Origin of the sequence: Gluconobacter sp. Dm-62 (genome assembly GCF_018256155.1) — a bacterium.
Taxonomy (GTDB): Bacteria; Pseudomonadota; Alphaproteobacteria; order Acetobacterales; family Acetobacteraceae; genus Gluconobacter.
This window is the reverse complement of sequence record NZ_JAERLY010000012.1, coordinates 47,053-73,310: the sequence shown is the minus strand read 5'-3', so window position 1 is coordinate 73,310 and position 26,258 is coordinate 47,053. Positions and strand designations below refer to the sequence as shown.

Genomic DNA, 26,258 nt, shown 5'->3' with positions numbered 1-26,258 from the left:
TTCCCGGAGGCGGCTTTGTTGCAGGAGAAGCGCGAGGCCATGGCGGCCCTTGAGGCGGATCTGGCAGCCGATACGCAGCGCAGTAAGGACGCGGAAGAGGCTGAAGCAGCCGAGGCAAAGGCAGCGCTGGAAGATCAGGCCGTGGCCGCAGAGGCCGCCTGATGCTGCCCTTACTGTGTCCGGAATGGACACAGTAAGGGAGAGGAAAAGCAGCAAGGAGTAGGAGGAAAGGCGGGGCTGTCACGAACCAGCCAGCCGCGCAAGGCTCTGGCCGGGCGCGCTTCGCGCGGCCTTGCGCGGCTGGCTGGCCCGTGACGCGGGAGGGACATCTGAAAAATTATAGAAAGAGCGTCCCATGGCCGAGCTTCGCCGCGTTGATCCGAAAACCCTTGTGCCCAATCCGAACAATCCGCGCTCTTCCATCGGAAGCCTTGAAGAACTGCGCAAACTCGCGCTCAACATCAAGGCGATTGGTATCCTCCATCCCCCGGCCGTCCGGGAACTGGAAGACGGACGCCTGATGATCGTGGCAGGCCACCGTCGGACGGAAGGCGCCATCTATGCGGGTGTTCCTGAAATCGACGTGTATGTCGGGGATCAGAGTGAAGACCTCGATGCACTGGCCGCTGTCAGCGAGAACTTCGTCCGTCTGGACATGACGGAGCCGGAGCAGTGGAACAGCGTCACCCGCCTGCGCGAGCAGCTTGGCTATACAGATCCGCAGGTCTGCGCAGCGCTCATGGTCACGCCGAGCTATCTCAAGCGTCTCAGCCTTCTGGCGAAGCTGCACCCGCCTATTCTGGATGCCATCGCCCTGGGCCGAGGCCCTGATGAGCGGCAGCGCAAGATCATCGCGCAGGCCTCTCTGGACGAGCAGCGTGCCGCATGGGCGGAAATGTTTTCCGAAAGCGTGGAAGACGACGAGGATCCGGCCGAGTATCGAGTGAAGGCGGAAGATCCGGAGGACACCGTGGCCTGGGGCGCACTTGCCCGGAATCTTGAACAGAAGGAATGGTACGCCCGCAACGCCCGGTTTGGCGACGATCTTGCCCGCAAGCACAAGATTGTCTGGATGGAAGATCTGTTTGCCGAGCCCGGAACGGACAGCCGCTACACGCTCGATGCCACGGCTTACGCGGCAGCGCAGCAGGAGTGGCTGGACAATGAGCGGCCCGAAACGTCCATTATCCTGGTCTCGGACGAGTACGGATACGTCCGTGCGCCCGAAGGTTTCATCACCATGGGCACCTGGATGGCGACACATGAAGGTGAGGTCATGGGCTACGGCCTTAATCCCCGGACCCTGAAGATCGTAGAAGAACGCTGCCGCCCATCTGTTGCCTTCACGCAAAGCCACGCGAACGGACCCGCAGAGCCCGAGGCCCCCAAGGAACGACCCGACGTTTCCGGGACCGGCCACAAGATGATCGGCGAGATCCGCACCGTCGCCTTGCGCGAAGCCCTCGGCGAGGTGGCTGAGACGGCCGATCCATGGGAGCTGATCGCAGCCCTTCTGCTGGCGCTGGAAGCCGAGAATGTGCGTGTCCATGGAGATGCCAGTGGAAACAACTGGTCAGAGCCAACCGCGCGCACGCTCGCAACGGCTGACCTGTTCCCCGAGGGCAGCCTTGTTCGTGACGAGAAGCTGATCCGCCGCCATGCCGTAAGCGTCCTGCAAAGCATCCTGAACTGCGATGTGTCGATGCACAGCGGCAGCGGTCTGCCCGCGCAGCTCGTGGGCGTCCTGTTCGGAGCCGACCAGAAGATGCCGAGCATGGCCTTTGAGGCGTTCCTCAAATGCTACAGCAAGCCCGGCATTACCAAGGCTGTGCAGGCAGAAGGGCTTGCGCCGCAGAACACCGGCAAGGAGATGCGTGCGGCCCTCATGAATCATGTCGGGGAGGGCCATTGGCTGCCCGAGGTGGCGTCCTTTGCGCAGGCGCAGGACGTCTGGGCGCAAAAGCAGAAGAAAAAACAGCAGAAGATCCGCGAGCTGGAAAGCGTGGTGGACGACGAGGACCTGGACGAGATGCCTGAGGATGATTTCGATGGAGCAGCCGATGATGAGGCCAACCTGCCGAACGGCCCTGTCGTGCCAGTGACGGAGCCGGACTCAGAAGAGACCTTCTCTCTGCAAGCGCCCGAGCCCGAGCCGTCGGAGCATACCGAGGCCATGCAGTTCATGCGGGACCATCTCGAAATCGTTGTCGTGGCCTGAAGCAGGGAGAGGGAAAAGAAGAGGAAAGGAGGGGAGGGGCGCTGCCATCGCGCTCCGTCCGGGTCAAAAGGTGGCTCCTCACCGGCTTCGCCGCCTCCGGTGCCGGCGCACGCGCCGCTTTTGACCCGGCCGTCCCGCGCTGACGCTGGAGAAGACATCACGAAAATCCAAAGGAAAAGGATCAGACGATGTTCGTCCCCTCACTCGCGCCCATTCAGGTTGGCACCCGCGTTTACACCCATCTCTACAGCCGGGGAGCCGGGATCGTCATGGCTGTTTACGGCAAGGAAAGCCCGACCACCGTCCGGTCCCTGTCGCGTGGCGGGGCCATCGTGTCGGGCGGGAGCGCGTCCTACGACATCGTCTTTGCCTGTGGCTCGATCTCCCGTCGTCTGCCCGAGGCCATTCTGCGCGGTGTTCAGTGGCGGATCGAAGCCGACAAGAAACTGGCAAGCGCTGAGGAGATCGCCTTCCTCCGCACCCATGCCGAAGAGGTTGAGGCCGAGAAGGTGGCAGCCGAAGCGCGCGCGAAAGCCGAACATGCCGCCGAGGTCGCAGCACTCCGCGTCAATCCGGACTATGCCCATCTGGAGCAGGGCGATGACAGTAGCGGCACGCTGGCGGCCAAAAACATCCGCCGGATGCTGAAGAAGGCTTTCCCGAAGGTGAAGTTTTCCGTCCGCAAGAGCCACTACGGCAGTGTGACCGTGCGGACCGAGGCGGATCTGGACGAGACGGCGACCGAAACCCTCCAGGCCATCACCTCGCGGTTCAAGTCCGGATATTACGACTGGCAGTCTGACTGTCACCTGACCAGCAACAGCCCCTGGCAGGACGTGTTCGGCAGCTCCGAATTTGTGAGCGACTGAGCCTCTCTTTTTTCGTCCGCCCTTCAAGGTCGCCCGCTCCGGGGCGGCCTTTTCCATTTCTGGAGCCCGACATGCCTGTTTTTACTGTGACGCTCAGCGAGCGCCAGCTTCTCTCCGATCGCGTCACCTTTCAGGTTGAGGCCGAGACGGCCGAGGCAGCCGGTCAGCTCGTGCTGGACGCGACGGCTGACGAGCCGAACATGAGCGGCCTGCGCCCTGTTCGCCTGCCAGACGGTCAGAACGCCGTTCTCGAACCCGAAAACGTGGACGGCAATGAGGTCTCGGTCTCCGTGCGCCCGGTCGATCAGCGCGATGCGGTCGCCACACAGATCGGGGCGTGCTGGCATCTGGACCTCTCCGCCCCTGAAGCGCGCCGCCTTCTGCCGGTTCTGACCGGGGCCATCGTGGACGAGGACGATCCCGTCACGCGCGCGCTCTGTGCCCGCCTGGCGCGGCAGGTCGCCAATCTCGCGCAGTAGGAGACGGGAAAAGAAAAAGGGGGAAGGGGAAAAAGGAGAGGGCAGGCACCACACCGGAGCCTGTCTGGCAAAGGGTGGGTCGGCCGTGTCCTCGCTGCGCTGCGGGTCGTCCGATCCCGCTGCGTTGCAGCGCCTTTGCCAGCCAGTCTCCGCTGCGGTCGCCGGAAGAGGTCATGAAAGAAAACAGGAGAATGACATGGCCGACTTTTCCGATCTGCGTCCCCGCAACCGCACAGAATGGCTCGAAGTCGCGGGCTTCGTAGGAGGTGCAGCGCTGTTCGCAGCCTTCATCGTTCTGGTGGTGGTGCTTCCCGCCTTTCTCTGACCGATCCGAGATCAGCCGCCCTCACGGGCGGCGCTGTCCTGTGTGGAGATTACCATGCCGACATACACCTTGGCTGCTATTCCTGCGGCCTCTCACGGGAGCTTAATCTCCTGTTCATCTCCGGGCCGTTACAGAAAGACCCGGATCGAGGCGCCTGATCTTGCCGGGATCCGGGCGGCCGTTGCCGAGTACGGCACGCGCCTGCGCGGCGACTATCCGGAGGCCTCCTTTCTTGTGTCAGTGACACCCGAGCGTGGGAGCGATCATCCCGAGGGCTTCTGCGACGCCCGCTGGAAAGGATCTCTGGGCACCGAGCAGTGGATCAGAGTGATTCCTGAAGAGACGCCGTTCAAAGCCTACCTCACTCAGGTCGAGGCCATGCTCGCCCGCGAGGTGCGGTCATGAACGGCCTGGAGCCAGCGTCCATTGCGTGCCCGTCCCTGCGGCGGCCGCCGATCGGGCCTCAGGGCCTCACCGCAACGCAGTTCAGTGACACAGCCGAGAAAGCGAAAATCGGGAACGCGCTCCTGTCCTTCATCGCGCGCGGGTTTCCGCAGAGCGCGTGGAACCGCACACTGTACAACCGCCTGAGCCAGATGTTCGGGCATATCGCCCATTTCGACATCCACGGCTTCTGGGGCGCGCAGTTCTCCACGACACAGGCGCGTCTGGGCTTCCTGCGCGGCATCGTCCTGTACGGCTGTTACGGCGATCCGGCCTGGACCTGGGCGGACGTCGAACGTGACATCCGCAACCGCATCATCGGCAGCGGGCTGATCGACGCTTACACGCGCGCCCTTGCCGCCGAGCAGGAGGCACGCGACCGGGCCGATCTGGCCCGTCTGGCACAGCGCTTCAGGATCTCCCTGCCATCCGAACACCAGCCTCTCCCTGCCGCGCCCGTGCAGGCTGAGCTTTTCTGACACGGGCCAGAGAAAAGGACAGAGCAATGGCTCAGACCCTCAGCCTTGCCATCGTCATTGGCAACCTTGGCGCGGATCCCGAGATCCGCACGGGGCAGGACGGACACCGTGTGGCCTTCTTCCGTCTGGCGACGGACAGCCACCGGACCGACCCGCACACCGGCCGCCGCCTCCCGCAGACCGTGTGGCACAGGATCGTCTGCCACAACGACTTTCTGACAGATATTCTGGAGCGACGCGCCCGCAAGGGCCAGCTCGTGTTCGTACGCGGCGCTTACGAACCCCGTCCCCGCACAGATCAGGCGCCTCCTGAGACCGAGATCGTCGTGAGCGCCCAGGACGGGGATGTGAGGATCCTCACCGACACAGGACGCTGACGTCCTCTTTCTTCGAAACACGCACGCAAACCGGCCCTGGAGCCGGTCTTTTTATACCCGCTTCCTGACAGAGGCGGGTCTCAGGAGGTTTTATGTTCTATTCGACGCCCGCTCCCCTCACAGTCCCTCGCAGTCAGGCGCGCGCCCTGAGCGTCCGCCTTATGGCAGAGGCCGTGCTCCTGGAAGACACGGATCAGTCCCTCATGCTGCCATCGCGCCTGACGGCCGGTTTCCGCCGCAAGGCCGCGACCCTGCGCCGTCGGTCACACGAGAAGCTCCTGGACAGCCTTGATCGTCCGGAAGGTGTGGCATGAGGACGGCGACGGTGGACCGCCGCGCGTATTCACGCCGTTTCTGGGACGGAAAAACGCGGTTCTCACAGGCCGTGAGACGCACATTGGAGGAACTGGAACGACAGAAAGGGCAGACGAAGAAGGACGAAGACGGGATGGCCGACACAGGGCCTTCGAAAAAAAGCTGAGGCCGGGGGCATCAGTCGCAGATGGCGCGTGCAGACTGGTGACACTTCTTGAAGGATCCGTTCATGCCGAACCATCAGACGTTGCCGCTTCAACCACCCCTAGCGGGGTGGCACGGAGCTGTGTTCCGACCTCGCCGTCATGCGATCAGTGTGACAGTCACGGACCGAGGGTCTCAAGACAACCCTTCGGGCTCCCGACCGCGTCTTTCGTCAAAAGAGGGCCGCGTTCATCGCAGGACGGTGTCCCGCGCTGCCCGCAACCCGCTTTTGCCGATCCGCAGTCTTCCGGTCCTGACACCCTCGGCCCGCAACTGTCGTGTTCCTGGCAGGACGGGACGAGAAAAACGTCTCCACACATCTCCTTTCAGCGGCAACACCGGGGGCTGCGCTGCCCCCGACACCCCCGCAGGACGAACAAGAAAAACTGGTTTTTGTCGCTCTGGACGCAAGAACTATTTCAATCAAACAAGTAAATATATTGCACGGTATTCCGTTGTATTCAGTGGATATTGTGACGGTAATTTACTATACTTTCCAAAGATCGAAAGTAACGGACGCTCGGGAGGATTTTCCGTCATGGCTTACCAGAACTCGCCTCAGCAGATGAACGACGAACTCCAGAAGTTTCGTGACGAGATCAGTTGCATCGTTGTTCTGGAACAGGCCGGTTACAGGTTCGCCCGGTCCGAAAGTTCCGCCCGTCACATGCGCTTTCGTCGCCAGAAGGGCGAGAGCATCATCGTGACCCACGGCGGCAAGGGCTGGTGGGATCCGCACAATTCCTCTTCGATCGTCAAAGGCTCGGTCATCGACCTGGTCCGGTTCCTCAATCCGGGCATGTCCCTTGGCAACGCGCGCGTGGAACTCCGTGGAATGCTGGGCCTGACGCCGAGCGGGGCCGAGTACGTGGCGGAACCGAAGGAGCGCAAGCCCGCGCGTGATCCGAAATATATGTGGAAGAACCGTCAGGCGCCCCATCCGGGGTCTGCCGCCTGGACCTATCTAACCCGCGACCGCGCCTTGCCGGAGAGCATCCTTCGTCTCGCAATCCAGCAGGGCCTCCTGCGGGAAGGCATGAAGGGCACGGCCTGGTTCGCCCATAGCAACAACGCAGGCGAGCTGACCGGCATGGAGATGCGCGGGCCGGACTATCGCGGCTTTTCCTCGGGCGGCGGTGGCAAGATGCTCTTTCGGATGAGGACTGGCGAAAAAGGGGAAACGCCCGTTCGTCTGGTCATCGGTGAGTCTGCCATCGACGTGCTGTCCTATGCAGCCATGGACCCGTTCAATTTCGAACCCAGCCTGTATGTCTCAACAGGTGGCGGCATGAGCCCCGACGCCCTGGAGGAGTTTCGTGCGCTTCTCGGCACCCTTGAGGCTGGCGGCCGTGTCATGATTGCCGTGGACAGCGATGCCCAGGGCGACCGTTACGAAGAAATCTATGCGCCCATGATCCGTGAGGCCGGGCTGAAACCCCTGCGCTACTCGCCGAGTGCCACGGACAAGGACTGGAACGCGGTCCTGCAGCGCCGCGCCCGTCAGGACGTGGCCGCATGAAACAGAGTAAATCCCGTCTGAGCTGGCAGGCCATCACCCTGATCCTGTGGCGGCAGGACGCAGAGGCCATGAAAGTCTGGAAGCGTGCCGGGGTGGGATCTTCTGCCCCTGAAGTCTTCTGTGAGGCGCAGACGCCCGAGGGTCTGGTGCAGGGTGTCGTGATCGGCGGTGATCGCCTGAATGACGCCTGGGACCGCGACGGCGAGCTGATCGTCTTCACCCGCAAGTCCACGATCGTCCGTCTGAACGGACCTGAACTCCCAACGCTAACTTTGTCAGCCTGCCCCAAGGCTTTTGAGGACGTCATGATGTATAACGACACCCGCTCTGCGGCCCGCCAGCATATCGACCAGATGGTTCTCAAGAGCGGCCTGACCTTCAACATGCTGGGCCATGAAAAGGCCTCTGCGATCTGGATGGATCATGCGCGCCGCCTCGGCTGTACGGATCCGGAAGCGCCGGAGATGCCGGTCCCGCATCAGCTTGTGTGGCTGGGCAGCGGCCTGAACCGCGCCCTGGCCCTCGTCATTGCCGGGCGTTGGGACGGCCCTCATGAGGGCTTCAATCTCTATCATCCGCTGACCCTCTTTACTGACAGCAGCAATGTCGTGGCCGTCGAGGATCCGGTGGCGTCTGAAGTCTATCCGGTTGAGCAGGTGCCCGCATGAGCGTCTATCCCCAAACCCTCGCACCCGTACTGGATCCGCTGACCCCTGTGCAGCGTGAGGCCGCCATGGCGCTTGGCCGCGTGCTGGTGCTGGCTGGGGCGGGAACGGGAAAAACAAAGACGCTTACGGCTGGTGTGGCCTGCCGGATTCAGATGTATGGGATGCGCCCGTCACAGATCCTGTGTGTGACCTTTACCAACAAGGCTGCTCAGGAAATGCGCGAGCGCATCACGAGCGTCTTAGGCGAGGGACAGGCTCCATTCTGGCTTGGCACCTTTCACGGCCTCGGCGCGCGGCAGCTCCGGGCGGAGCCTGAGGTGGCGCAGTTGCACCCGGGCTTTGACATCCGCGACGCAGATGATGCCACGGCGCTGATCCGTCGTCTCATGAAGGCCATGGACCCGGAGACTGTGCCCGAACCGGACACAGGCAAGAAGTGTGACGTCCGGCAGGTCAAAAAGATGGGCGAGCGGATCGGGCATCTGAAGGAGAACCTCGTGACACCTGAGGCCGCACCGGCCTGGGTGCGCGGGCTGATCGAGCGCCGCCGTGCAGCGCGTCAGATGGTCGATGTTGAAGGCTGGGAGTTTGCTGTCCGGCTTTACCAGATCTATCAGGCGACCCTGCGCGAGCAGAATGCCGCCGATTTCTCGGACCTGCTGATGTGGCCAACGCTTGCACTGATGAACGACCGATTCTACCGTGACAGGTGGTCGCAGCGCTTCACGTCCGTGATGGCCGATGAGTTTCAGGACGTGAACCGTGCACAGATGCTGTGGCTCACCTATATGTCTGAATACTCACGGGAACTCTTCTGCGTAGGTGATGACTCGCAGTCAATATATTCCTGGCGTGGGGCCAAAATTGGCTTCATCCGGAACTTCGTTCGTGAGTTTGACGGGGCCAGATTTTTCAAGCTCGAAGAGAACTTCCGCTCCACGCATCATATCCTCCAGGCCGCCAACGCCATCATCGCGCGAGACCCGGGCCGGATCCCGAAGACGCTGTTTACCCAGAAGGGCGACGGTCAGAAGATCGAGGTGCTGAGCTATGATTATGCGTCAGATGAGGCTGACGCGATTGCAGCCGAGATGGGACGTCGTGCGGCTGAGGGCGTGGCCTGGCATGACATGGCGATGATCTACCGGATCAACCGTTTGTCCCGCTCTCTGGAAGAAGCGCTGCTCAAGGCGCGCATCCCTTACGAGATTATTGGCGACGTCGGGTTTTACCACCGCGCCGTGGTGAAGGACGCGCTCGCTTTCCTGATGCTGGCGGCCTGTCCGGACAGTCGCCAGTCCGATGAGGCGTTCCGGCGCGTGGCCAATGTGCCCAGGCGAGGCCTTGGCGCCAAGGCGCTTGGCCAGATCGAGCAGGAGGCTCAGGATCGCGGCCTCAGCCTGTGTGCGGCCGTCACCACGGCAACGCTTCCCGCCAAGGTGCGTGACAGCCTGCTTGCCTTCCGTGAGACGATCTCCCGGATCGGGCAGATCCCGGACATGCGGCTTTGCGATCGTCTCGATACGCTCCTAAAAGAGACGGGCTATTATACGATGTGGCGGGAGGCCGCATCCGAAGAGGGGGAGACGGCCTTGCAGAACCTGTCCGAGCTGGTCGGGCTGGCCGAGGGCTTTACCCGGCTTCAGGATCTTCTGGAGCACGCAGCCCTGGCCACGGCCTCACCGAATGAGCGCGGACGCGACCGGGTGCAGCTCATGACCATGCATCGGGCCAAAGGTCTGGAGTTTCCCCACGTCTTCCTGCCAGCCTGGGAGGAGACAGTCTTTCCGGGGATGGGCGAGCGCAATTATGAGGAAGAGCGCCGTCTGGCTTATGTGTCGCTGACCCGTGCCATGCAGCAGGCCACGATCAGCAGTGTCGGCTATCGTCAGGGTGTTTCAGCGAGGCCGTCAGGCTTCATTGAGGAAATCCCAGCCGAGCATCGCGTGACGGGCTGGCTGCGCCAGCAGGGGCAATCGAAGAAGAGAGAGACAGGGGGCCGGTTCCGGCACACGGCGGCCGCTCTTGATGCCATGGGGTTTTAAGGGATGTCCGATCATCACAGTCCTGACGACAGGCCTTACATCTCTCAGCGGCCCAGGACGAAGTCTGGCTGGCTTTATGACTGCGAGGTTTGCGGGAAGGGCGCAGCTTTCGGGTTCACCGGAACAAAGGGCGATACACACTATTGTTCTGAACATCGTCATTTGGGACGAGGTGTTGCGCCCGCTCCCATGGCGAGAACAACGCGACCGCAGTGACCTGTCAGGTTATCTCGCCTAAAGATAGACATTCTACACAGTCAAAATTTGAAGAAGGCATTTGAAATGACCACAAACATCGAAACAGACTTCCGTCATCTAACCGCCGATATTGTCGAAAGCTATGTCAGTGCTCACGAGGTACCGGCAGAGCAGCTTCCCGGCCTGATCCGAACTGTCCATGCAGCCCTTGCATCGGCGGGTCAGGCGCCCGAGCCAGAGCCGGTCGAGCTGGTCCCGGCCGTCCATCCGAAGCGGTCCGTGTTCGAGGACTACATCATCTGTCTCGAAGACGGAAAGAAGCTGAAGATGCTCAAGCGCCATCTCAAGAGCGTCTATAATCTCACCCCGGATGAGTACCGCTCAAAATGGGGACTGCCGTCCAACTATCCCATGACGGCGCCAGGATATTCACGGCATCGGACCGAGCTGGCTCATCAGATCGGTCTTGGGACCGCGAAGGGTGGTCGGAGCCAGCCTACACCTGAGCCCGAAGAGACCGAGCCTGAGGTGCCCGTGCGGAAAATCCCGGAGAAGCGTCGCGGACGCCCTGCAAAGGGCTGAGTCTCTTTTAGGAAGTCGCAGAAGCGGTCTTTACCTTTGCGGGGTAAATCGATCTTTTCAGATCCCATGAACCGCAAGGACAGACCGTGACCCGCCTTCTTTCTTCTCTCGCCCTGGCAGCCGGCCTCATGGCCGCTGCCCTTTCGCCAGCCATGGCCCTCGATCCCGCGCTTGGGAGCATGGGGTTTGCGCCTCCGACACCGACATCCAAAGGCCACGCGGCCTCCGTGTCCACGTCTTTTGCCGCCATTCCCGAAAGTCTTCAGACACTGCTCGATGCCGGCTACGTCCTTCGCACGTCGGCTGGCGAAGAAGGTAATATCCTGACCCTTGAGAAATTCGTGGATCGGACCTCCCCGTCAAAATGGGTGCGGTGCGAGCTGATCGGCGATCACAACGGCAATACGCGTCTGACCTTCAGTCAGCATGTGTCCTCTTTGTGCTGGAAGCTGAACTGATGAGCGATGTGATGCCGGTTTCAAAGGCAGGACCGTTCCGTCCGCAGACCCAGCAGATTGTGGATGCGCTGAACACGGCCTTTCCTGGCCTGTATGCGGGTGTCTGCAAGGCCTCCGATCTGCCGTCAGATGCCGATGAGGCTGAGGATGACGACGATCTAGAGGATGACGGCCTGCTCAGCGATTTCGTCTTTTTGTCGGATGGATGGGCTGTGCGGGTCGATTACGATCCCGAAGATCCGGATCTCTGCCTGGGCCTGTCTGCTGGCAGCACGGAGGCACCGGCTGAAGGTCTGGAAGTCGATCTTGATGACGGCGAGGAAATTCCGGATGGCGTCCTGAAAGACGTCACGGACTTTATTGACGAGCAACGCCAGGCGTCGGCAAAACACTGACCTGTCCCGATAAGGGAGGCCCCTCTGGCGCTTTCCTTATCCATCTCAGCAAGGAAGGACTGGCCGCGTGACTGGTGAACCGATCTATCCCGCCCCCTGCACATATGAGAGCCTGACCGAGCGGCAGAAAGAGGCTGTTGGTCAGTTCATGTCAGAGCGTTTGAAGCAGAAAACCCGAGGGATTCTCCCGGGAACGCTGCATACGGTGGTCGAAAAAGGGCGGATTCATGCGTTCGTCTCCTGGGACGAGCATCATGTTTATGAAGTCAGCCCGATCACCAGCCTTCGCCTGGTGCTCGATCCTGATGGGCGCCCTCTGGGCTGCCCGAAAGACGGGCTTCTCTATCTCTCCGACGTTAGCGGGGAGGTGGTGGTCAGGATCCTTCCGACAACCCGGTATACAGCGGCCGCCATCGGTATTGCCGTGGAATAAGGCGTTGCGCGCTTAATTCTTTGTGTGATGGGCGACGCGCACGATCCTCTGCCACAAGCCCATCATCAGTCCTGACGCCTCTCCGCAGTTGTGTCGCAGTTCGTCGGCGAGGGCGTCCGGGGTTCTGACACTGGCCTGAAGGGCCGGGCTGACGCTAGCGCGTCCTGTCAGGACCACGCGATTCAGGATCTCCACATCCAGACAGGCCTGTGACGTCACAGCGCGGACGGCTGCGCAATGGCCCGCATTCTGGCGAAGAGGGCTGTAGATCAGCCGGCCCTCTTCTTCTTTGCCTAAACGTTGGCGCCAGTATTCGTCATTTGGATGCCCGCTCAGATGGCCCGCATAGTGCTTGGTCTCGATGACCATGAGGGCACGGGGCAAAAGAACGAGATGGTCGATCTGGGTTGTGCCTTCCCCCGAGGCTTTAGGTAGATGAACGTCGTGGAGACTGGGCTGTCCCAGTTCGTTCAGGAGGGTGCGGATCCTGTCTTCGCCTTTCGCACCTTTGAGTTCTGCCTGAAGGCTCTTCCAGGCCGCGTGCGCGTTGTCGCTCCGCTCAACGCGCGAAGGCCCACCCCGGGGTCTCAGCCTCAGGCGAACCACTGGTGGTATTCCCGTTTGTGAGAATAAGTCGTCATCCTGTTCTTCCCTGTATCTGTACTGAGGGTAAGACTAGGCGTTCGGCCTGCGACTTATACGCTGAGGGACAGCGCTCTTATGGACAGGTACCCAGAAACTCATCCAGCAGCGCCAAAGCAGAAAAAGAAGACAAAAAAAGCCGGGGCAAAGCCCGGCCTTTCTGATCCTATACGGGAGAGTGGCTTTTACTGCGGTTGACCGTTCGGCGCTTCGGCAGCAGTCCCATTCATCTGACCCGGCTTTGTGGAATGCTCCACGTCATAGGCCGTGGCCTTCTCTTCATAAGAGCCTTTGGCTCCTGGATGATCCTTGTCATAAAGCGCCGCCTTCTGACGTGCTTCCTTCCGATATTCATGTCGGACGTACATACCGGTGATGCATCCGCCCGTGGCGCCCAGAACACCATGATGGTTGGCAACATGGCCACCTACGGCGCCTGCGGCACCGTACTTGAGGCATCCACCCGGCTCTGCCTGGGCGGAAGCAAGTGTTGTTCCCAGAAGTCCGGCAGCAGCGGCAATCATCAGGGAAGTTTTCATAAAAGCATCCTGTTTCTCAATAGGCTCCGGCGAGGCCGGATCGTTGAACATCCATAGAAACAGATGAAGGTTAGAGGAGTTGCTGGTGGGGACAGGCAGGGAAGGGGCAAGAAAAGGAAGTTCAGTCGCCACAGGCCGTCTGGCCGCCACAATGGTCCGGCCGCACGCGGCCCGCGCCCTGGAGGGCGCGCCATTGTCCCGTCCAGCCGTCTGCGTCTGCAGGAAAGCATCTGAAAAGAGAAAAGGATGTTTTCCGTGGCTACTGCCGTCACAACAGTCTTCACGCTCACCGGCCCCCAGGACCGTCTGCGCCAGATCGCCGAAGAGCGCGCCTACCGGACCTGCGCACCGGACCAGATGGCGTGGGAGAACGACACCACGCTGGTGATGACCCTCGAAAACGGCATCGGCACGTCCTTCCTCCGTCACGGAGATGGGCTTTCTGACGAGTACCCCGATGTCAGTATCCGGGGGATGGAATATTTCGACTGCTTCGATGATCCGGGCTTTGCCAAATGGCAGGGCGGTCAGCTTGTCTATGAGGCTGATCTCATCACCGTCTTCGGAATCCTGTTTCCGACGGACGCCTCAAAAGACTGGCCGGGCTGTAGCGCCAGCTTCTGGCTCAGGTCTCCGCTTCTCACAGCGGCTATAGCCGAGAACTGTCCGGACTTTGACCTGATGCCGTTGCGGCAACTGGCAGGGCCAGCGCCCGGATGGGTTCAGACCTCGGATGGCTTCGCCACCCTTTTCCTCCGGCTGCCCGCAGTTTCAGATGCACGGGACGGCGTCGCGGTCATATTTTTTCCCGGACGAGGCAAGGTCATGCTGCTGGAGGGCATCGACCGTTTAGGGGGCTTTGCCCGTTGCCGCAGAATGTCGCAGGGAAAAATTGCCGCGCGGTGCCCGGAATTGCGCTCTGCTCTGCGAGCTTGCGGAAAGGCAGACGAAGAGAAAAAGCGCGTGGGCAGGCTAAGGACCCATTGATTTGATTGCGGCAATCGGATTCAGGGCCCTGAGCCTAATGCTTCCAGCACTAGCCGCCATAAGCGACCTAAGGCAGATAGGAGCAATAAAAGAGTGGAATTGCTCGTAGGGAAGCGTTGTATTAATCTGTCCAGTAATAGCTTCAAGAAGAGATTGCAATGCTTTCAAGAAACGCGTCGTTCGTTAAAGGCCATACAATGAGTCTGGACGACTACAAATTTGACGGTCCGGGAAATATAGGCTCCCCTGATAAACCTTCCATTTGGCTTTGTGGCATTGAATTCGGTGAGTCCGAAAATACAAACCCCGCTCTGGCTGCAGAAGAAGGGTTTTCGGTCGAAAAACAATGGGGATGGGGATACAATCAGAAGGCCCATAAGCTTCTCTGCTGCATCGAAGGGCACCCGATCAGCGAGGCTTTCGAATTCGCAAGAGCGCGGAGCATCTTTGCATCGCCGGATTGCGACTACTTGCTGACAAACCTTTTTCCGGAAAACTGTCTCACGGTCGATACATGGTCCATTGAGGCTCAGGAGCGCACAGGCTTCGTAAGCAAGGTCGACTATATCGCCTACGTGAGGAATGTGTGCTTCAAGACGATGAGAGCACAGGTCAAAGCTCATAGGCCAAAACTGTTTATCGGCGTCGGCGTGGCGCACGAGCGGGACTTCGTAAACATCGTGTCAGAGCCAGAGATCAAGTGCGAACTCGCTGAGTTCAAGGTTGGGGATCACACGAAGCGCATCAGACTTTATCCCGGTGAAACGCCGCTCGCAGTGATTCCGCATCTGAGTAGCGCCGGTGGTCTCAACAGCAATGAATCCATCGAAAAGGCCGCAAAAATCATTCGTGAGCGACTGCTATAACGGGGCGGCCCTGAAGGGTTCGTTCGCCCTACTCTGCTAGGCTCCTGCGTCGCCAAGCTCCGCCTAGCCCCGACGTCCAGCCGCCCTCAGGCGGGCGTCTGTCCCTCGGGTCTGTCCCTTTCGGGTACGGCTCACCCGCATTCTTTTCCATGAACGGACGGTCCTGGTCTGGGTGATCTGTCCGTGAGACGGCTCCTCAACCTCCCCGGCCAGTCCTGCGGACCGTCCGGGGAGGCACGTTCCACGACGGCGGCGTCAATGTGCTCGCCGCACGGGCAGGATGGGTCTAGGAAAACATCAAATATACTTTCAGTAACCAACAAGTAAAACGACTTTTCATTCGGCTTTATTTCTTCAGAAACGGCGGTTTTCTGCCATTTTTCGTTGACTCACACCAAGTAAAAACCTATTATCTATTCATGGACAGAGGCAATAACGCCGAACAAGTCCAGTCGATACGTTCCCTAAGTCTTGGAGGCTCTCATGGCTGGTTCCGTTAACAAAGTCATTCTCGTTGGCAACCTTGGTAAAGACCCGGAAGTCCGTCATACGCAGTCCGGTTCCAAGATCGTGAGCTTTACACTCGCCACGTCGGATACTTGGAACGACCGGCAGAGCGGGGAGCGCCGTGAACGCACCGAATGGCACCGTGTCGTCATCTTCAATGAGCGGGCTGGTGACGTCGCGGAGCGCTTCCTCCGCAAAGGCCGCAAGGTGTATCTCGAAGGCGAACTCCGCACCCGCAAGTGGACCGATCAGGGCGGTCAGGAGCATTACACCACAGAGGTTGTCATTGACCGTTTCCGGGGTGAACTGGTGCTGATCGACAGCAACCGAGGCAATGGCGATGAGGGCGATGCAGGCTTTGGTGGTGGAAGCAGTGGCGGCCGGTCTGGGGGATCGTCTGGCAACGGAAACCGCAATGCGGACTGGGACGCACCGGGCGGGAACGACCTCGATGACAAAATTCCATTTTGAGGGCCGGGGGGAAGGGGCATAGCGTAAGATGAACAAAGACCGCCTCATGGCGCTGCTGCCCCCACCGCAGCGCTCTAAACACAAGGAAGACCGCTACAAGGCGATTGCCAGCGTCCTTCAGACATTCGCCCTCAGCGCGTGGGGGCTCGGCATCGTGACCCCACTCATCTCCGGGACAGGGCCGTTGACCCCCATGCGTGCCGTCACCTGTTTTTTCTGGGTGCGGCGCTTGAGGCAATTTCTTTGACTTTTCTGGCCTATATCCCCTATCCCGAAGACAAGACGGAGGCGAAATCCAATGGATAACGTGACCCAGAGTATTCTGTTTATTCTTCTGCCTGCCGCTGCTTTCACCATCGGTCTGGGGCTTGCGATCGGACCGATTGCCACCCGGCTGGCAAAGCTTCGAACGTCCCATCAGTGACACCAACAGGCGGCCTCCGGGCCGCTTTTTTTGTCCGCTCGCCCGGTCTAGTCAGTAAGGCGGGCGCGCCTCGACGGCGCGAGCTTTGATGCCCCCAATGCTCGCCCCCCACAGGGGGGCTGCGCCAGGACAGCGAAAAAGACTAGACTGGCTCCATGTCACGACAAACCGTCATTCGCATCGGTGCGCTGATCATTCAGGTCGCCATTCTACTTCTGATCTGGCAGGGCTTTCTGCATCCAATCCGGGGAGGCCTGCTGGTGCTTGCCGTGGGTGGGGGTGTGTTCTTCCTGACGCGGGACTCTTCCGGCACAAATCAGGGCCATAAGTAGAAAAAGCAAAGGAAGGGTCGGGGCGGCCCTGACGGGTTCGTTCACCCTATCTCACTAGGCTCCTGCGTCGCCAAGTTCGACCGAGCCACAGCGTCCAGCCGCCCTCAACCGGGCGTCTGGACCCCGCGTCTCGGCCCGTCCGGGTAACGGTTCACCCGCATCCTTTTCCATGAACGGACGGTTCTGGTCTGGCACGTTCGACCGTGAGACGGCTCCTCGTCCCTCCCGAACGGTCCTGAAGGACCGCCCGGGAGGGACGTTCCACGACAGCGTCCTCGCATCCAGCGTTCAGTCTGACAGTCGCCGTGCCAGTCCGTAAAGCCTCTGCGCGACCCTCGGCTTCAGGTGTCAGGCCCGCGTCTGCTGCAGGGCCGCACGCGACCCCGCATCAGCCGCAGGCCAGTCATCCTTGCTCAGGACGCTCCGGGCTTGACGGCCTGTCCCGTCGCCCGTCTTGGCCGGTGGCAGGATGGGCTCAGGAAAACGCCACCTCCCTTTCTCTCTCGTCGCCGTCAGTGTGCTCGCCGCACGGGCAGGATGGGTCTAGGAAAACGACAGGTATTCACGAAGTAATCAAGAAATATTTTTACTTGTAATGAAAAAATAAAGCGCGTTTTATGGCGCTTTTCTGCGTTTTTTATCTTGTAAGGAAAAGCCAAAAAGGCTATCTTTTACTTGTCGAGAGGGATTGGCCCTCAAGACAAAGCGCCCCGAACGGTATTGGTACTACCGAACGGGACTTCGCTAGACTAGAAAGGTGATTTTCATGTCCGACGCAGCAACCACAATCGCACCGAAGGCCCAGAACCGCAAGGCTGCAAACAAGGCCAGCCCCGCCGCCGTCCGCCGTTTCAACGAAGCCCGCGAGCGCACCAAGGCCATTGCCGCTCCCACGCTGGCAGACGTCATGCGCCTTGCCCCCAACGATGACAAGATCGCCGCTATCGTTCAGCATTTCGGTTTCGAGGCTGGCGACTATGACGAGCTGATGGGGGCCGGTCTCAGCATGATCCGCGACCAGTACACGCTTCTTGAGGATGTGCTTGTCGTCACCGACTTCCGGGGCGAGCGCAATTTCAAGGCCATGGAAATGCACCTTGGCCGCATCGTGGACGGCCTGATCCGCTCTGCCTATGGTGTCGCCAACTTCTATGAGAACAAGCGCCAGATTGCCCGCGACGAACAGAACTCTTTCAGCAACGAAAGCCGCGACGAAGACCGCCAAGGCATCGACGGCGGGGAAAACCGCGTAGATCGGGCCGTCCGTTTCGCTGCACAGCAGGCCCCCAAGGCTTACGCGCTCGCCGTCATGGCTCAGGGCGCATGTGACGCCTACCGCGAACTGATCGGGGAAGACTGGAAGCCTTACGTCAAGGACAACGCCCGCAGCCTCACCGAGAACGTCCGCGCCGCACAATGGGGGGCCGTTCTCTAACCCCCACAGGCCGGGCCAGCAGGTCCGGCCACTCACCGGGGCCGCGCTGACGGCCTCGGCGTTGCCCTCGGCCTCTTCTCCCGTTCGCCCTTTTCATTCTCCCGTCGTTTTTTCCAGGAAGGCGGACGCGCCTCGTCGGCGCGAAGTATTTTGCCCCCAATGCTCGCCCCCCACAGGGGGGCTGCGCCAGGGCAATCGAAGGAGCGAAGGGTTCAGATTTCTTCGATCATGGAAGAGAGTAGTTCGAGCAGCCAGCCTCCGAACCCTGCCATCAGAGCCACGTCGAGAGCGCTGATCGCCTCCTTCTCGTGTCCCAGCAGGTACAACCCAAGAGACAGGACAGCGCACAGGGCCGTAACCGGGAACGCCAGAAAAAGTGCGTACCGGGTCGAGCGCCGCAGCCAAAGCATCATCGTCGCCATGCACGCTGTAGCGATGTCGAAAAGCGCATACGGTGTGCCAAGAAGCTTGGCGTTGTTTCGCTCACGAATAGCCGTAATCAGCCACTGGAGACCAAACAGAAAGAGGAAATACGGCCAGACCGTCGGTATGGTGAGCATCTGTTTCATGTCCTTAATCACGAAGCGGACGCCTCGGATGATGGCGTGTTTTTTGCTTCAGAAGGGCAGAATGACGCAGAAAGATGCGACTGGCAGAAAAAGGGTTCGGGGCGGCCCTGACGGGTTCGTTCACCCTATTCCGCTAGGCTCCTACGTCGCCAAGCTCCACCGAGCCACAGCGCCCAGCCGCCCTCAACCGGGCGTCTGGCCCCTGCGTCTCGGCCCGTCCGGGTAACGGTTCACCCGCGTTCTTTTCCGATGACGGACGGTCCTGGTGTGGGTGATCGGTTCGTGAGACGGCTCCTCAATCTCCCCGGCCAGTCCTGCGGACCGTCCGGGGAGGCACGTTCCACGACGGCGGCCTCGCATCCGGCGTTCAGTCTGACAGTCGCCGTGCCAGTCCGTAAAGCCACTGCGCGACCCTCGGCGGCAGGTGTCAGGCCCGCGTCTGCTGCAGGGCCGCACGCGACCCCGCATCAGCCGCAAGCCTGCCCCCCTTGCTCAGGACGCTCCGGGCTTGACGGCCTGTCCCGTCGCCCGTCTTGGCCAGTGGCAGGATGGGCTCAGGAAAACGCCACGTCGTTCCACTCTCGTCGCCGTCAGTGTGCTCGCCGCACGGGCAGGATGGGTCTAGGAAAACAGGGGGCGATCAGCCGAGGCCGGGTGTTCGGGCAGACGAAAGAGACGGGTGGCCTGCCGGGTCCGTTGTGGAGGTCAGGGCGGGCTGGCCGGTCAGGGTCTGGATCAGGGCGCGGCCCGGTTCAGAGGTGGGAGTCCGGCGGGCATGGCGGGCGATCTCCCGATCCGTCCCGGCCAGGTCTGTCAGGATTTCTGTTTCCCGACCGTGAGCGGCTCCAAACGCAAAGGCCTTTTCCCGACTGTCGCCATAGGCTGCCATGTCCTTCTGCACCTTACCCAGCTCGCGCGCGAAGGTGGGATTGTGGCGCAGTTCTTTTTCGATCTCTTTCCCGAGCGCCGCATGACGGCCTCCGGCCTTCATGCCGGTGAAGGCCTGTGCTGCATCGCCGCCCTCCTGGCGGATAGCGGCCTCGATGTCGCGGCAGACGAGGGAAGGCGGGGCCGACCAGAACGCATGAAGAGAGGCGGCGGCCTTGCGGCCTTCTTCTTTGGCCTGCGCCAGGAGCGCGCTTTCGCGCTTCTCTTCCGCAGGCCCGAAGACAGCCGGAATGACCGGACGCGGTACGGGTCGAAGCGTTGGAGCAGCAGAGGCCGTCAAAAAATCGGACTGCACCGTGACAGTGTATCCGCCATCCTGTCGGACGGCGTTTCGGAGATCCGCGACAGGGACCGCCACGATCCCCTCAGGCGTTTCGAACGCACCGGAGAGGCTGGTCCGTGTCCTGAAGATCCCCGAAACAGTTTCTCCAGGCGCGGCCGTGCGGATGACGAGGTCATCCAGCGGCCTTGCGGCAGGGCCAGAGCCCATGTCCTGCATCAGCTCCTTAAGGGCACGCGCACGGGTGGGATCGGTGGCATCTGTCAGCAAGGCCGCCATAGCAGAGTGATCCGGATCCTGCGTGCCGGCGATGGACGCGGACACCATCCGGGCTTTCGTGATGACGGAGAGGTCCACGTTATGCCCGTAATGACGGCCGAGTTCCGCGACAAACGCCTCCTGCGTTCTGCCGTTTCCTTCGCGGAACGGATGGACGTAATTCAGCTCATTCAGCACTTTTCCGGCGATGGCTGCGAACTGCTCCGGCGTTGAGTTCTTCAGGACGTCCGGGTTGCGGATAGGCTTGAAGGCTTCGTTTAACCCCATGTCGATATGGGAACCGGGCAGGAAGGACGTTGACCCTTTCCGCATGGAGCCGATCGGTTCGACCCGTGCCCCATCCACGACCGGCCTTTCGTGGCGCATGTGACCGGCCCACTCATAGACGTCCTGGAAGATATGCCGATGGATGGCCTTCAGGTGGTCGGCATCGAAAGAGCCGGACGGCCCCAGACCCATCCGAATTTCCAGAATCCTGTGACTGGTGCGGCGGTATTCTTCAGGGTGAAGCTCGGAGTGGCGGCGCAGGCCGAGACGGTTTCGCAGAACGTCCGTCTGGTCAGGATCATCCGAGACGTTTGGGTAGGTGTAGCCGTGGGCAGGAGGCATTGACGCGTCAGAGGGCGGGATTCAGTCTCCGCCCCAGTTCGGCAAGGTCGATCTGTCCGGCGACGAACGACTGGCAGGCGTCCTCGATAAGGGGATCATGCGTGTAGCCCTGCCGTCTCTGGGCCGCGAGGGTCCATTCGACCGCATCCTGACGGCGCGCGCGCTCTTCATCCGAAAGGGCGGAAAAAGGCGTCGGAGCGAAGAGGGTTTTGGCTGAACTCATAGGAAGAAATTAGCGGTTTTTGCGAGAAATGGCAAGGTTTTCCGGGCTTCGCGGCCTATCTGGATGCGTATTTTGAAGGAGCGATTTTTTACGCTCAGTCGCAGAACGCGGCGGCAGGATACTCTTATGACGAAGAGCCTTTCCCCTTTCGATAGCCGCCCGAAGCACCTGACCGGGCCGCGCCTGTCTCTTGCCCTGTTCCGGATCGGGTGGTCCGAGCGTCAGGCCGCCGAGAAATGCGACATGCACCGCAACCAGTTCCGACGCTGCCTGGAGGGCACGTCCTCTCTTCCGGCTGATCTGTCTTTATGGTTACTGGATCTGGAAGCAGCCCATGTGGCCCATCCCTGTCCTCGGCAGAGAAAGGCCGATCCCATTCTCGCCGAGATCCGCAAAGCCGGGTGACATTGCCCGCGACGTGGTGGCTTCCGGTGTCTCCACGTCCAGGCTCAGGGGATACGAAAAAGGCAGCCCGGAGGCTGCCTCCAAGAAATCAATCTCTCGGATACATGAATCCTTGGCTGCCGTTAGACATTACGGCCGGAACGCAGCGAGCTTTGGGGTCTGATGCTACCGCATAGGGCTTGACCAGAGAGGCTTTAACCCATGCTGGCTTGAAGTCCGTTCTGAGCGTCGGAAGATAGCCATTTACGGGATCAGCACCCGTTTTAATCGCGACCTGTGCACCGGCTAAGCCTGCGTCTGCCGCAGTGTCAGATGGTCCCTGACGAAACGTGGCTGGATGGTCGAAATCCATGGCCTGCTCTTGGGTCTGATTGAGCGCCATGCAGGTATAACCTTGCACTGGCCGAACGGCATGAAGTCCTGATGCCGAGGCGGAAGAAGCTAGCCCGACAAGAGCAAAAGAAGCGATCAAGGGGATCATCGTTTTCATGGGAATACTCTATCGTTTGTTAGGTAGAAAGGACAGGCTGATTGGCTCCGGTTCCCATCTTGTCAGCGGTTGCCTGTCGCCATTGGCCTACCGTCTCGCCCGCGCTGATGCCGTTTTGCTGAAGCTGCGTGGACGAATAGCTGTTCAAGACGCTCGCCATCGGGGTGTCGTCCGAGGCCGTTGCTATAGCTTTCCCGGAAGCGGGGCCGAAGTTGTAGTAGCCGCGCGTATCGAGAGCCGTAGGATTGCTGACACCGGCACTTTGTAGGGATGTTGCGGCATCCTTCAGGTATTGAGCGGCAGCAACGGCCTGTGTTGCCGGATCCTGCTGGCCTGCCGTTCCAGACGTGATGGTACTGGCGAGACCTGGATTGGCAGCGAGCGCTTTACTCATCTCCGCTGAATACGTGCCGTTCGACATCTGAAACGCGCCCGTGATGATGTGTCCAGACCCGGTGGCCGTATAGACATTCTGGCAGCCTGATTCGACCTGGCAGGTTGCGGCCAAGGCAGCCGGGTTCACGCCGATGGAGGAAGCATTATCCGCTGCCTGATAGCCCCATGAGCGGCTGTAGAGCGTTTGCAGTGAGTCCGAGCCGGTAGAAACTGGCTGACTGGTCTGGATAACCTTTCCGTCCCCGCCGATCTGCTGAATTGTCCCGGCTGGTACCGTGAAGTTCGGCAGGCCGACTTCCGGATAGACGACATGCGGGACTTCCGGCAGGCCGTTCGGCACTTCAATCGACTGCGCCTGGCACGAACCGCTGAAGCCAAGTCCGGCCGAGAAAGCCAGACCTGTTATCAAAAAGGATTGTTTGAAGGGCGGCGGCATTGAGCACTCCTGTGTTGGGGTGGTCAGTATCCGCCTGTAGTCTGCGACTTTGAGTATTGTCTGAACAGCGCTTGTTGGCCCGAGGTGGTGTGTCCGTTTTGGACACACCTAAATCAGGTGATCGAGGATAATTCCGAAGACGGTTCCGCCCACGATCATGGTGGCGAACCATCCGGCCCGCTTGCTGATTTCGTCCCGTCGAACACGAGTGCCCGCCATCACGATCTGCGCTTTCATGCTTTCGGCGATTTCGCCTTTAACGGTGCCAAGGACTTCCGCGACCTTCGCCTTGACGGTCTTTTCGTCAATCTTCTGGAGCTGGCGAGAGGCTGCCACGCCTTCATGAAGAGCACGCCTGACCTCAATAACCTCTTCTGTTGCCGAGCGTGTGCATTGATCCAGCAGGCTCTCGCACTTGGCAACGCACTGCTCCATGCGTGTCTCGGCCTCCTGAAACAGCGCTCTATGCGCTGCCTCCGAGTGTTCACGATCCTTGAGAAGGAGGGCCTGATGAAGATTGTTCATCTCCATCAGGATCATGAGGCCATCCAGAACCTTGGCCTCAGGTGAACGTGGCCGAAGCGTCCAACGATGCGTCTGCTCGCGCAGCGCATCCAGTGAGCTTTCAAATCTGGCCTGACAGTCGGAAATCCTCTGGGTAAGGCCATCAGACATTACACGTCACTTTCGGCCGGAACCGGGAGGCCCTTAGGCATATTCGGCAGGCGACTGGCGCCGAGTTCCTGAAGAAATGCGGGAAAATCACGGCGATACCAGCGGTCCATGGCCAGTCGATCAAAAATGGAGCTAGTCGGGAAGCCGTCTTTCTGCTCGCCTGCGGCGTAGGCCGAGAATGTCATCGCCCGGTCGCACACGTCTTTCATTGGCTCAGCGGCCGGATACATGAAGATGTCCGCGCCATTCTCCATCGCCTCTTCGACGGCTGGATGGTGGGAAACGACATCAACAACGTCATCCACGTCCAGTGAAGGAGGGATGAGGCCTTCATTGATGATGATCGCGGAATTGCGGGGCGAGAACTTCTTCTTTTTCTGGAGATCTTCCAGATAGTCCAGATCAGCCCGCTCATGCCCGATCAGAAAGACCACCGAGAGCGTGATCCCCATCATGTCAAGCGCGCGGCTTAGGGATTCCGTGTTGATCAACTCGTGCAGGGCTGTCCATCCGCCGCCGATGTCGAGAATGGCGTCATGGCGACTTTCCATAAGAGACTGGATTTTTTCTTCCAGCCATTTTCTCTGGCGCTTTGTGTCGCCTGCGGCCGGACTATCCGCGTCATGGAAATTCGAGATTGAGTGTGAGCGGTTCAGGAGATCGGTGTTCCAGATCTCCGGCGTTCCGCCCTGGTCATGAACGGTCTGTGCGAGAGCATTAAGCAGGGTCGTTTTGCCAACCCGCTGACGACCGATGATTGTGAAGATAACGGGCTTTTTCTTGGCGGTGGCCTTGGGGGCCGGTGCAGACGGGGTGGCTTTAACGTCAGCGTCCTTGGTCACAGTCAGGCTCCTGTTGAGGTGATCCGCTTCCCGATGAAGCGGACTGGTGTTCCTCTTTCGAGAGCCATGATGACCGCTTGATCTGCGACTGAGATGCTCCTGGGTAAGAAAATCAGTCTGGTGTCAGACGGTACTTTTCCTCTTTGCGGGCACGGATCTTGTCGCGCAGGCGCTTCAGTGAATCTCTGCTGTGCTGCGGAATTTTCTCATTGTCTTCGATTGCCACAGGAGGTGTCGCGCGGATCGGATGAGCCGACACCAGCGCCTGTCCGGTTGCGTCTTCGGGGCTGCTCAGTTCACTCGGCCTCACTGAAACAGGCTCCTCGCGTTCAGCCCAGTGAGCCTCAATTTCGTCTGGACGCCAGTCGGGATCAATCTTGCTCGGAGGCAAAATCCTTTCTGGCCTCACTGCCGAGGTATCTGACTTGGCATCCACCGGAAGGCCCTGAGCCTCATTCTGAAGACGGTACCACTGTTTGCTGATGACGTTCGCCATCCGCGGACTGACCTCGACGTTCAGGCCCGAGAGACGCGCCGCGCCGAGAATATCTTTCCACGTTGCGACCCCGGTTTCACGAAGGTCGGAGACCTCGGCCATGTTGGTGCGCAGCCACCTATAGAGTGGGCTCGCCCGGTCCCGCAATGCGCGCTTTCCATTCCTGGAAGTCCTCAGGTCGTGGAGTGGATTTGTCACGGGCGGTCTCCTCGAAGTGTGTCCGTTTTGGACACAGCGCGGGACTGACGGCCTCTGCGTGACACGGTCCCAGAGCCCAATACAGCCGTTTGGAGCTATACACACGGCGTTTTCACGGCGCAAGTCCGGCGTTCGCACGGCGTCACCACGGCGCTTATACGGCGTTCACACGGCGTCATCACGGCGAAGACACGGCGTAAGTACGGCATAGAAAAGAGCTTCTTCATAGACCATTGCACCGTTGGTGCGGACGGCTTCGCCGCGCAGGGAAAAGAAGAGGGGTAGGTGTATCAATCTGATAGACCTACCCTTGTCTGAAAGCGGCGCTTCGGTCTCTCGGTGCAGTCGCAGATCAAGCGGTCATCATGGCTTTCGAAAGAGGAACACCGGTCCGTCTCATCGGGAGGCAGAACCCCTCAATAGGAGCCTGACGTGCCAAGAAAGCAGAAAGCTATATCGCCCCCCCTCGTCGTTGATGTGGACTACGTCGAAGCCGCGCAGTTCCGTTTCAACGACACAACTCTTCAGACTTTCGTAAAAGATGGCGAAGTCTGGTTTCGGATGATGGAGGTGTGTGAAGCGATCGCACACAGCTCGCCTGCCGTGGCAGCTCGTGGGCTTGATGACGACGAAAAGCGGACGATCGCGCTACCATCCTCAGGTAGGATTCAAAATCAGATCGTTGTTAGCGAGAGCGGTCTCTATCACTTCCTGATCAAGTCACAGCTTCCGCTTGCGGTCGCCTTTCGTCGCTGGATTACCAAAGAAGTTCTCCCGAGCATCAGGCGGCATGGATTTTATTCTCGGCCAGGAGTTGAAGTGGCGATCGCGGGAGGTCAATCAGTGGACCCGGCTGACCTTACGCGCCTTCAGGAAATGCGTCGCCTACCGGGCCGGTATATGGTTCTGAGTCTGCCGGATCGGCCTTTGCATGTTGAAGCCCGTGATCTGGACGAGATCCTTGTCGAGGTTGATCAGGCCGATGTGCAGGCGTTAGTCAGTTCTGCCCAACTGGTCGGATCCCTGTGGCGGAACTTCCGAACCGAGGACGTCATCCTGAACAAGGCCGTGACCGAAAACTCCTGCGGCCAACAGCTTGATCAGGCTATCTCTCTGAGCACTCGTCTGGCGCAATGGGTCATGCAGGCGGCCACCACCTCGCGGAAAGAGAGAGAACGGCCTGACGCCCTGACGAAATGAT

General features: G+C 60.2%; 36 protein-coding genes. 26 read left to right on the top strand and 10 right to left on the bottom strand.

The genetic code is table 11. The features are described from left to right. Nucleotides 1-355 precede the first annotated feature (355 nt). The 15 genes from JK202_RS11880 (at nucleotide 356) to JK202_RS11810 (ending at nucleotide 12,008) form a co-directional block, all read left to right on the top strand. Nucleotides 356-2,218: a ParB/RepB/Spo0J family partition protein gene (locus JK202_RS11880; protein ID WP_211561309.1), complete on the top strand. Its 1,863-nt coding sequence runs from the start codon at nucleotides 356-358 to the stop codon at nucleotides 2,216-2,218. A 188-nt stretch (nucleotides 2,219-2,406) separates the two neighbouring features. Next, a complete protein-coding gene (locus tag JK202_RS11875) occupies nucleotides 2,407-3,087 on the top strand; it encodes an LPD29 domain-containing protein (RefSeq protein ID WP_211561307.1) in 681 nt (226 codons plus the stop codon). Between the two features lie 71 nt (nucleotides 3,088-3,158). Continuing rightward, nucleotides 3,159-3,566: a hypothetical protein gene (locus JK202_RS11870; RefSeq protein WP_211561305.1), complete on the top strand. Its 408-nt coding sequence runs from the start codon at nucleotides 3,159-3,161 to the stop codon at nucleotides 3,564-3,566. A 196-nt stretch (nucleotides 3,567-3,762) separates the two neighbouring features. After that, entirely contained in the window at nucleotides 3,763-3,891 is a 129-nt protein-coding gene (locus JK202_RS16435; RefSeq protein WP_263595676.1) for a hypothetical protein, read from the top strand. 54 nt (nucleotides 3,892-3,945) lie between these two features. Beyond that, a complete protein-coding gene (locus tag JK202_RS11860; RefSeq protein ID WP_194258238.1) occupies nucleotides 3,946-4,296 on the top strand; it encodes a hypothetical protein in 351 nt (116 codons plus the stop codon). After that, nucleotides 4,293-4,814, top strand: a complete 522-nt coding sequence (locus tag JK202_RS11855; protein ID WP_211561303.1) for a hypothetical protein — start codon at nucleotides 4,293-4,295, stop codon at nucleotides 4,812-4,814. Before JK202_RS11860 ends, JK202_RS11855 begins: the two co-directional genes overlap by 4 nt. Nucleotides 4,815-4,840: 26 nt before the next feature. Beyond that, nucleotides 4,841-5,191: a single-stranded DNA-binding protein gene (gene ssb, locus JK202_RS11850; protein WP_211561302.1), complete on the top strand. Its 351-nt coding sequence runs from the start codon at nucleotides 4,841-4,843 to the stop codon at nucleotides 5,189-5,191. 92 nt (nucleotides 5,192-5,283) lie between these two features. Then, nucleotides 5,284-5,505: a hypothetical protein gene (locus JK202_RS11845; protein ID WP_016738684.1), complete on the top strand. Its 222-nt coding sequence runs from the start codon at nucleotides 5,284-5,286 to the stop codon at nucleotides 5,503-5,505. Between the two features lie 743 nt (nucleotides 5,506-6,248). After that, nucleotides 6,249-7,229, top strand: coding sequence for a DUF3991 and TOPRIM domain-containing protein (locus tag JK202_RS11840; RefSeq protein ID WP_211509050.1), 981 nt, complete (start codon nucleotides 6,249-6,251; stop codon nucleotides 7,227-7,229). Then, entirely contained in the window at nucleotides 7,226-7,897 is a 672-nt protein-coding gene (locus JK202_RS11835; RefSeq protein WP_064275723.1) for a hypothetical protein, read from the top strand. Before JK202_RS11840 ends, JK202_RS11835 begins: the two co-directional genes overlap by 4 nt. Continuing rightward, complete coding sequence (locus tag JK202_RS11830; protein ID WP_211561301.1) at nucleotides 7,894-9,942, top strand: ATP-dependent helicase; 2,049 nt, start codon at nucleotides 7,894-7,896, stop codon at nucleotides 9,940-9,942. The genes JK202_RS11835 and JK202_RS11830 overlap by 4 nt, the downstream gene beginning before the upstream one ends. 282 nt (nucleotides 9,943-10,224) lie before the next feature. Next, the gene (locus tag JK202_RS11825) at nucleotides 10,225-10,722 is read left to right on the top strand and encodes a MucR family transcriptional regulator (RefSeq protein WP_211561300.1); all 498 of its coding nucleotides are present in this window, start codon (nucleotides 10,225-10,227) and stop codon (nucleotides 10,720-10,722) included. A gap of 86 nt (nucleotides 10,723-10,808) precedes the next feature. Next, complete coding sequence (locus tag JK202_RS11820; RefSeq protein ID WP_211561299.1) at nucleotides 10,809-11,180, top strand: ABC transporter substrate-binding protein; 372 nt, start codon at nucleotides 10,809-10,811, stop codon at nucleotides 11,178-11,180. After that, complete coding sequence (locus JK202_RS11815; protein ID WP_062028015.1) at nucleotides 11,180-11,575, top strand: hypothetical protein; 396 nt, start codon at nucleotides 11,180-11,182, stop codon at nucleotides 11,573-11,575. The genes JK202_RS11820 and JK202_RS11815 overlap by 1 nt, the downstream gene beginning before the upstream one ends. A 67-nt stretch (nucleotides 11,576-11,642) precedes the next feature. Then, a complete protein-coding gene (locus JK202_RS11810) occupies nucleotides 11,643-12,008 on the top strand; it encodes a hypothetical protein (protein ID WP_062028013.1) in 366 nt (121 codons plus the stop codon). A gap of 12 nt (nucleotides 12,009-12,020) precedes the next feature. Here JK202_RS11810 and JK202_RS11805 read toward each other — a convergent pair whose 3' ends face one another. Both JK202_RS11805 and JK202_RS11800 read right to left on the bottom strand, forming a co-directional pair. After that, complete coding sequence (locus tag JK202_RS11805) at nucleotides 12,021-12,614, bottom strand: nuclease-related domain-containing protein (RefSeq protein WP_211561298.1); 594 nt, start codon at nucleotides 12,612-12,614, stop codon at nucleotides 12,021-12,023. Between the two features lie 221 nt (nucleotides 12,615-12,835). Beyond that, nucleotides 12,836-13,189, bottom strand: a complete 354-nt coding sequence (locus tag JK202_RS11800) for a hypothetical protein (RefSeq protein ID WP_211561296.1) — start codon at nucleotides 13,187-13,189, stop codon at nucleotides 12,836-12,838. Nucleotides 13,190-13,435: 246 nt separating this feature from the next. On the opposite strand from JK202_RS11800, the gene JK202_RS11795 reads away from it, so the two are divergent. From JK202_RS11795 to JK202_RS11765, 8 genes are all read left to right on the top strand, one after another. Beyond that, nucleotides 13,436-14,176 carry a hypothetical protein gene (locus tag JK202_RS11795; protein ID WP_249199998.1) on the top strand — a complete coding sequence of 247 codons (741 nt, stop codon included), beginning with the start codon at nucleotides 13,436-13,438 and terminating at the stop codon, nucleotides 14,174-14,176. Nucleotides 14,177-14,373: 197 nt separating this feature from the next. Next, nucleotides 14,374-15,042 carry a hypothetical protein gene (locus JK202_RS11790; protein WP_061510721.1) on the top strand — a complete coding sequence of 223 codons (669 nt, stop codon included), beginning with the start codon at nucleotides 14,374-14,376 and terminating at the stop codon, nucleotides 15,040-15,042. Between the two features lie 483 nt (nucleotides 15,043-15,525). Next, entirely contained in the window at nucleotides 15,526-16,020 is a 495-nt protein-coding gene (ssb, locus tag JK202_RS11785; RefSeq protein ID WP_211561295.1) for a single-stranded DNA-binding protein, read from the top strand. A gap of 28 nt (nucleotides 16,021-16,048) precedes the next feature. Then, nucleotides 16,049-16,267, top strand: a complete 219-nt coding sequence (locus JK202_RS11780) for a hypothetical protein (RefSeq protein WP_211561294.1) — start codon at nucleotides 16,049-16,051, stop codon at nucleotides 16,265-16,267. A 51-nt stretch (nucleotides 16,268-16,318) separates the two neighbouring features. Next, a complete protein-coding gene (locus JK202_RS16430) occupies nucleotides 16,319-16,444 on the top strand; it encodes a hypothetical protein (protein ID WP_255308585.1) in 126 nt (41 codons plus the stop codon). A 155-nt stretch (nucleotides 16,445-16,599) separates the two neighbouring features. After that, nucleotides 16,600-16,776: a hypothetical protein gene (locus JK202_RS11775; RefSeq protein ID WP_156470268.1), complete on the top strand. Its 177-nt coding sequence runs from the start codon at nucleotides 16,600-16,602 to the stop codon at nucleotides 16,774-16,776. A 169-nt stretch (nucleotides 16,777-16,945) separates the two neighbouring features. Then, nucleotides 16,946-17,095 (top strand): hypothetical protein, encoded by a 150-nt coding sequence (locus JK202_RS11770; RefSeq protein WP_211561293.1) that lies wholly within the window; start codon nucleotides 16,946-16,948, stop codon nucleotides 17,093-17,095. 447 nt (nucleotides 17,096-17,542) lie between these two features. Next, the gene (locus tag JK202_RS11765; protein ID WP_211561292.1) at nucleotides 17,543-18,211 is read left to right on the top strand and encodes a hypothetical protein; all 669 of its coding nucleotides are present in this window, start codon (nucleotides 17,543-17,545) and stop codon (nucleotides 18,209-18,211) included. A 212-nt stretch (nucleotides 18,212-18,423) separates the two neighbouring features. Here the strand turns inward: JK202_RS11765 and JK202_RS11760 are convergent, their stop codons facing one another. Beyond that, on the bottom strand, nucleotides 18,424-18,780 hold the full coding sequence (locus tag JK202_RS11760; RefSeq protein WP_249199997.1) for a hypothetical protein: 357 nt from the start codon (nucleotides 18,778-18,780) through the stop codon (nucleotides 18,424-18,426). 424 nt (nucleotides 18,781-19,204) lie between these two features. Between JK202_RS11760 and JK202_RS11755 the strand changes: the two genes are divergently transcribed. Next, nucleotides 19,205-19,405, top strand: a complete 201-nt coding sequence (locus tag JK202_RS11755; RefSeq protein WP_211561291.1) for a hypothetical protein — start codon at nucleotides 19,205-19,207, stop codon at nucleotides 19,403-19,405. A 15-nt stretch (nucleotides 19,406-19,420) separates the two neighbouring features. On the opposite strand, the gene JK202_RS11750 is transcribed toward JK202_RS11755, so the two are convergent. Then, nucleotides 19,421-20,896, bottom strand: coding sequence for a Fic family protein (locus JK202_RS11750; RefSeq protein ID WP_211561289.1), 1,476 nt, complete (start codon nucleotides 20,894-20,896; stop codon nucleotides 19,421-19,423). A gap of 7 nt (nucleotides 20,897-20,903) precedes the next feature. Continuing rightward, complete coding sequence (locus JK202_RS16275) at nucleotides 20,904-21,119, bottom strand: antitoxin VbhA family protein (protein WP_063905511.1); 216 nt, start codon at nucleotides 21,117-21,119, stop codon at nucleotides 20,904-20,906. 126 nt (nucleotides 21,120-21,245) lie between these two features. Here JK202_RS16275 and JK202_RS16270 point away from each other — a divergent pair, with 126 nt between their 5' ends. Beyond that, entirely contained in the window at nucleotides 21,246-21,524 is a 279-nt protein-coding gene (locus tag JK202_RS16270; RefSeq protein ID WP_249199996.1) for a hypothetical protein, read from the top strand. An 88-nt stretch (nucleotides 21,525-21,612) separates the two neighbouring features. On the opposite strand, the gene JK202_RS11740 is transcribed toward JK202_RS16270, so the two are convergent. From JK202_RS11740 to JK202_RS11720, 5 genes are all read right to left on the bottom strand, one after another. Then, nucleotides 21,613-22,014, bottom strand: a complete 402-nt coding sequence (locus tag JK202_RS11740; protein ID WP_015074933.1) for a hypothetical protein — start codon at nucleotides 22,012-22,014, stop codon at nucleotides 21,613-21,615. Between the two features lie 19 nt (nucleotides 22,015-22,033). Further along, nucleotides 22,034-22,846 (bottom strand): hypothetical protein, encoded by an 813-nt coding sequence (locus JK202_RS11735; RefSeq protein WP_211561287.1) that lies wholly within the window; start codon nucleotides 22,844-22,846, stop codon nucleotides 22,034-22,036. A 108-nt stretch (nucleotides 22,847-22,954) separates the two neighbouring features. After that, nucleotides 22,955-23,521, bottom strand: a complete 567-nt coding sequence (locus JK202_RS11730) for a hypothetical protein (RefSeq protein WP_062027995.1) — start codon at nucleotides 23,519-23,521, stop codon at nucleotides 22,955-22,957. Further along, complete coding sequence (locus tag JK202_RS11725) at nucleotides 23,521-24,363, bottom strand: hypothetical protein (protein ID WP_062027993.1); 843 nt, start codon at nucleotides 24,361-24,363, stop codon at nucleotides 23,521-23,523. The genes JK202_RS11730 and JK202_RS11725 overlap by 1 nt, the downstream gene beginning before the upstream one ends. 112 nt (nucleotides 24,364-24,475) lie before the next feature. After that, complete coding sequence (locus JK202_RS11720) at nucleotides 24,476-25,057, bottom strand: hypothetical protein (protein WP_211561285.1); 582 nt, start codon at nucleotides 25,055-25,057, stop codon at nucleotides 24,476-24,478. Between the two features lie 432 nt (nucleotides 25,058-25,489). Between JK202_RS11720 and JK202_RS11715 the strand changes: the two genes are divergently transcribed. Further along, nucleotides 25,490-26,257 (top strand): BRO family protein, encoded by a 768-nt coding sequence (locus JK202_RS11715; RefSeq protein WP_211561283.1) that lies wholly within the window; start codon nucleotides 25,490-25,492, stop codon nucleotides 26,255-26,257. Nucleotide 26,258 lies beyond the last annotated feature (1 nt).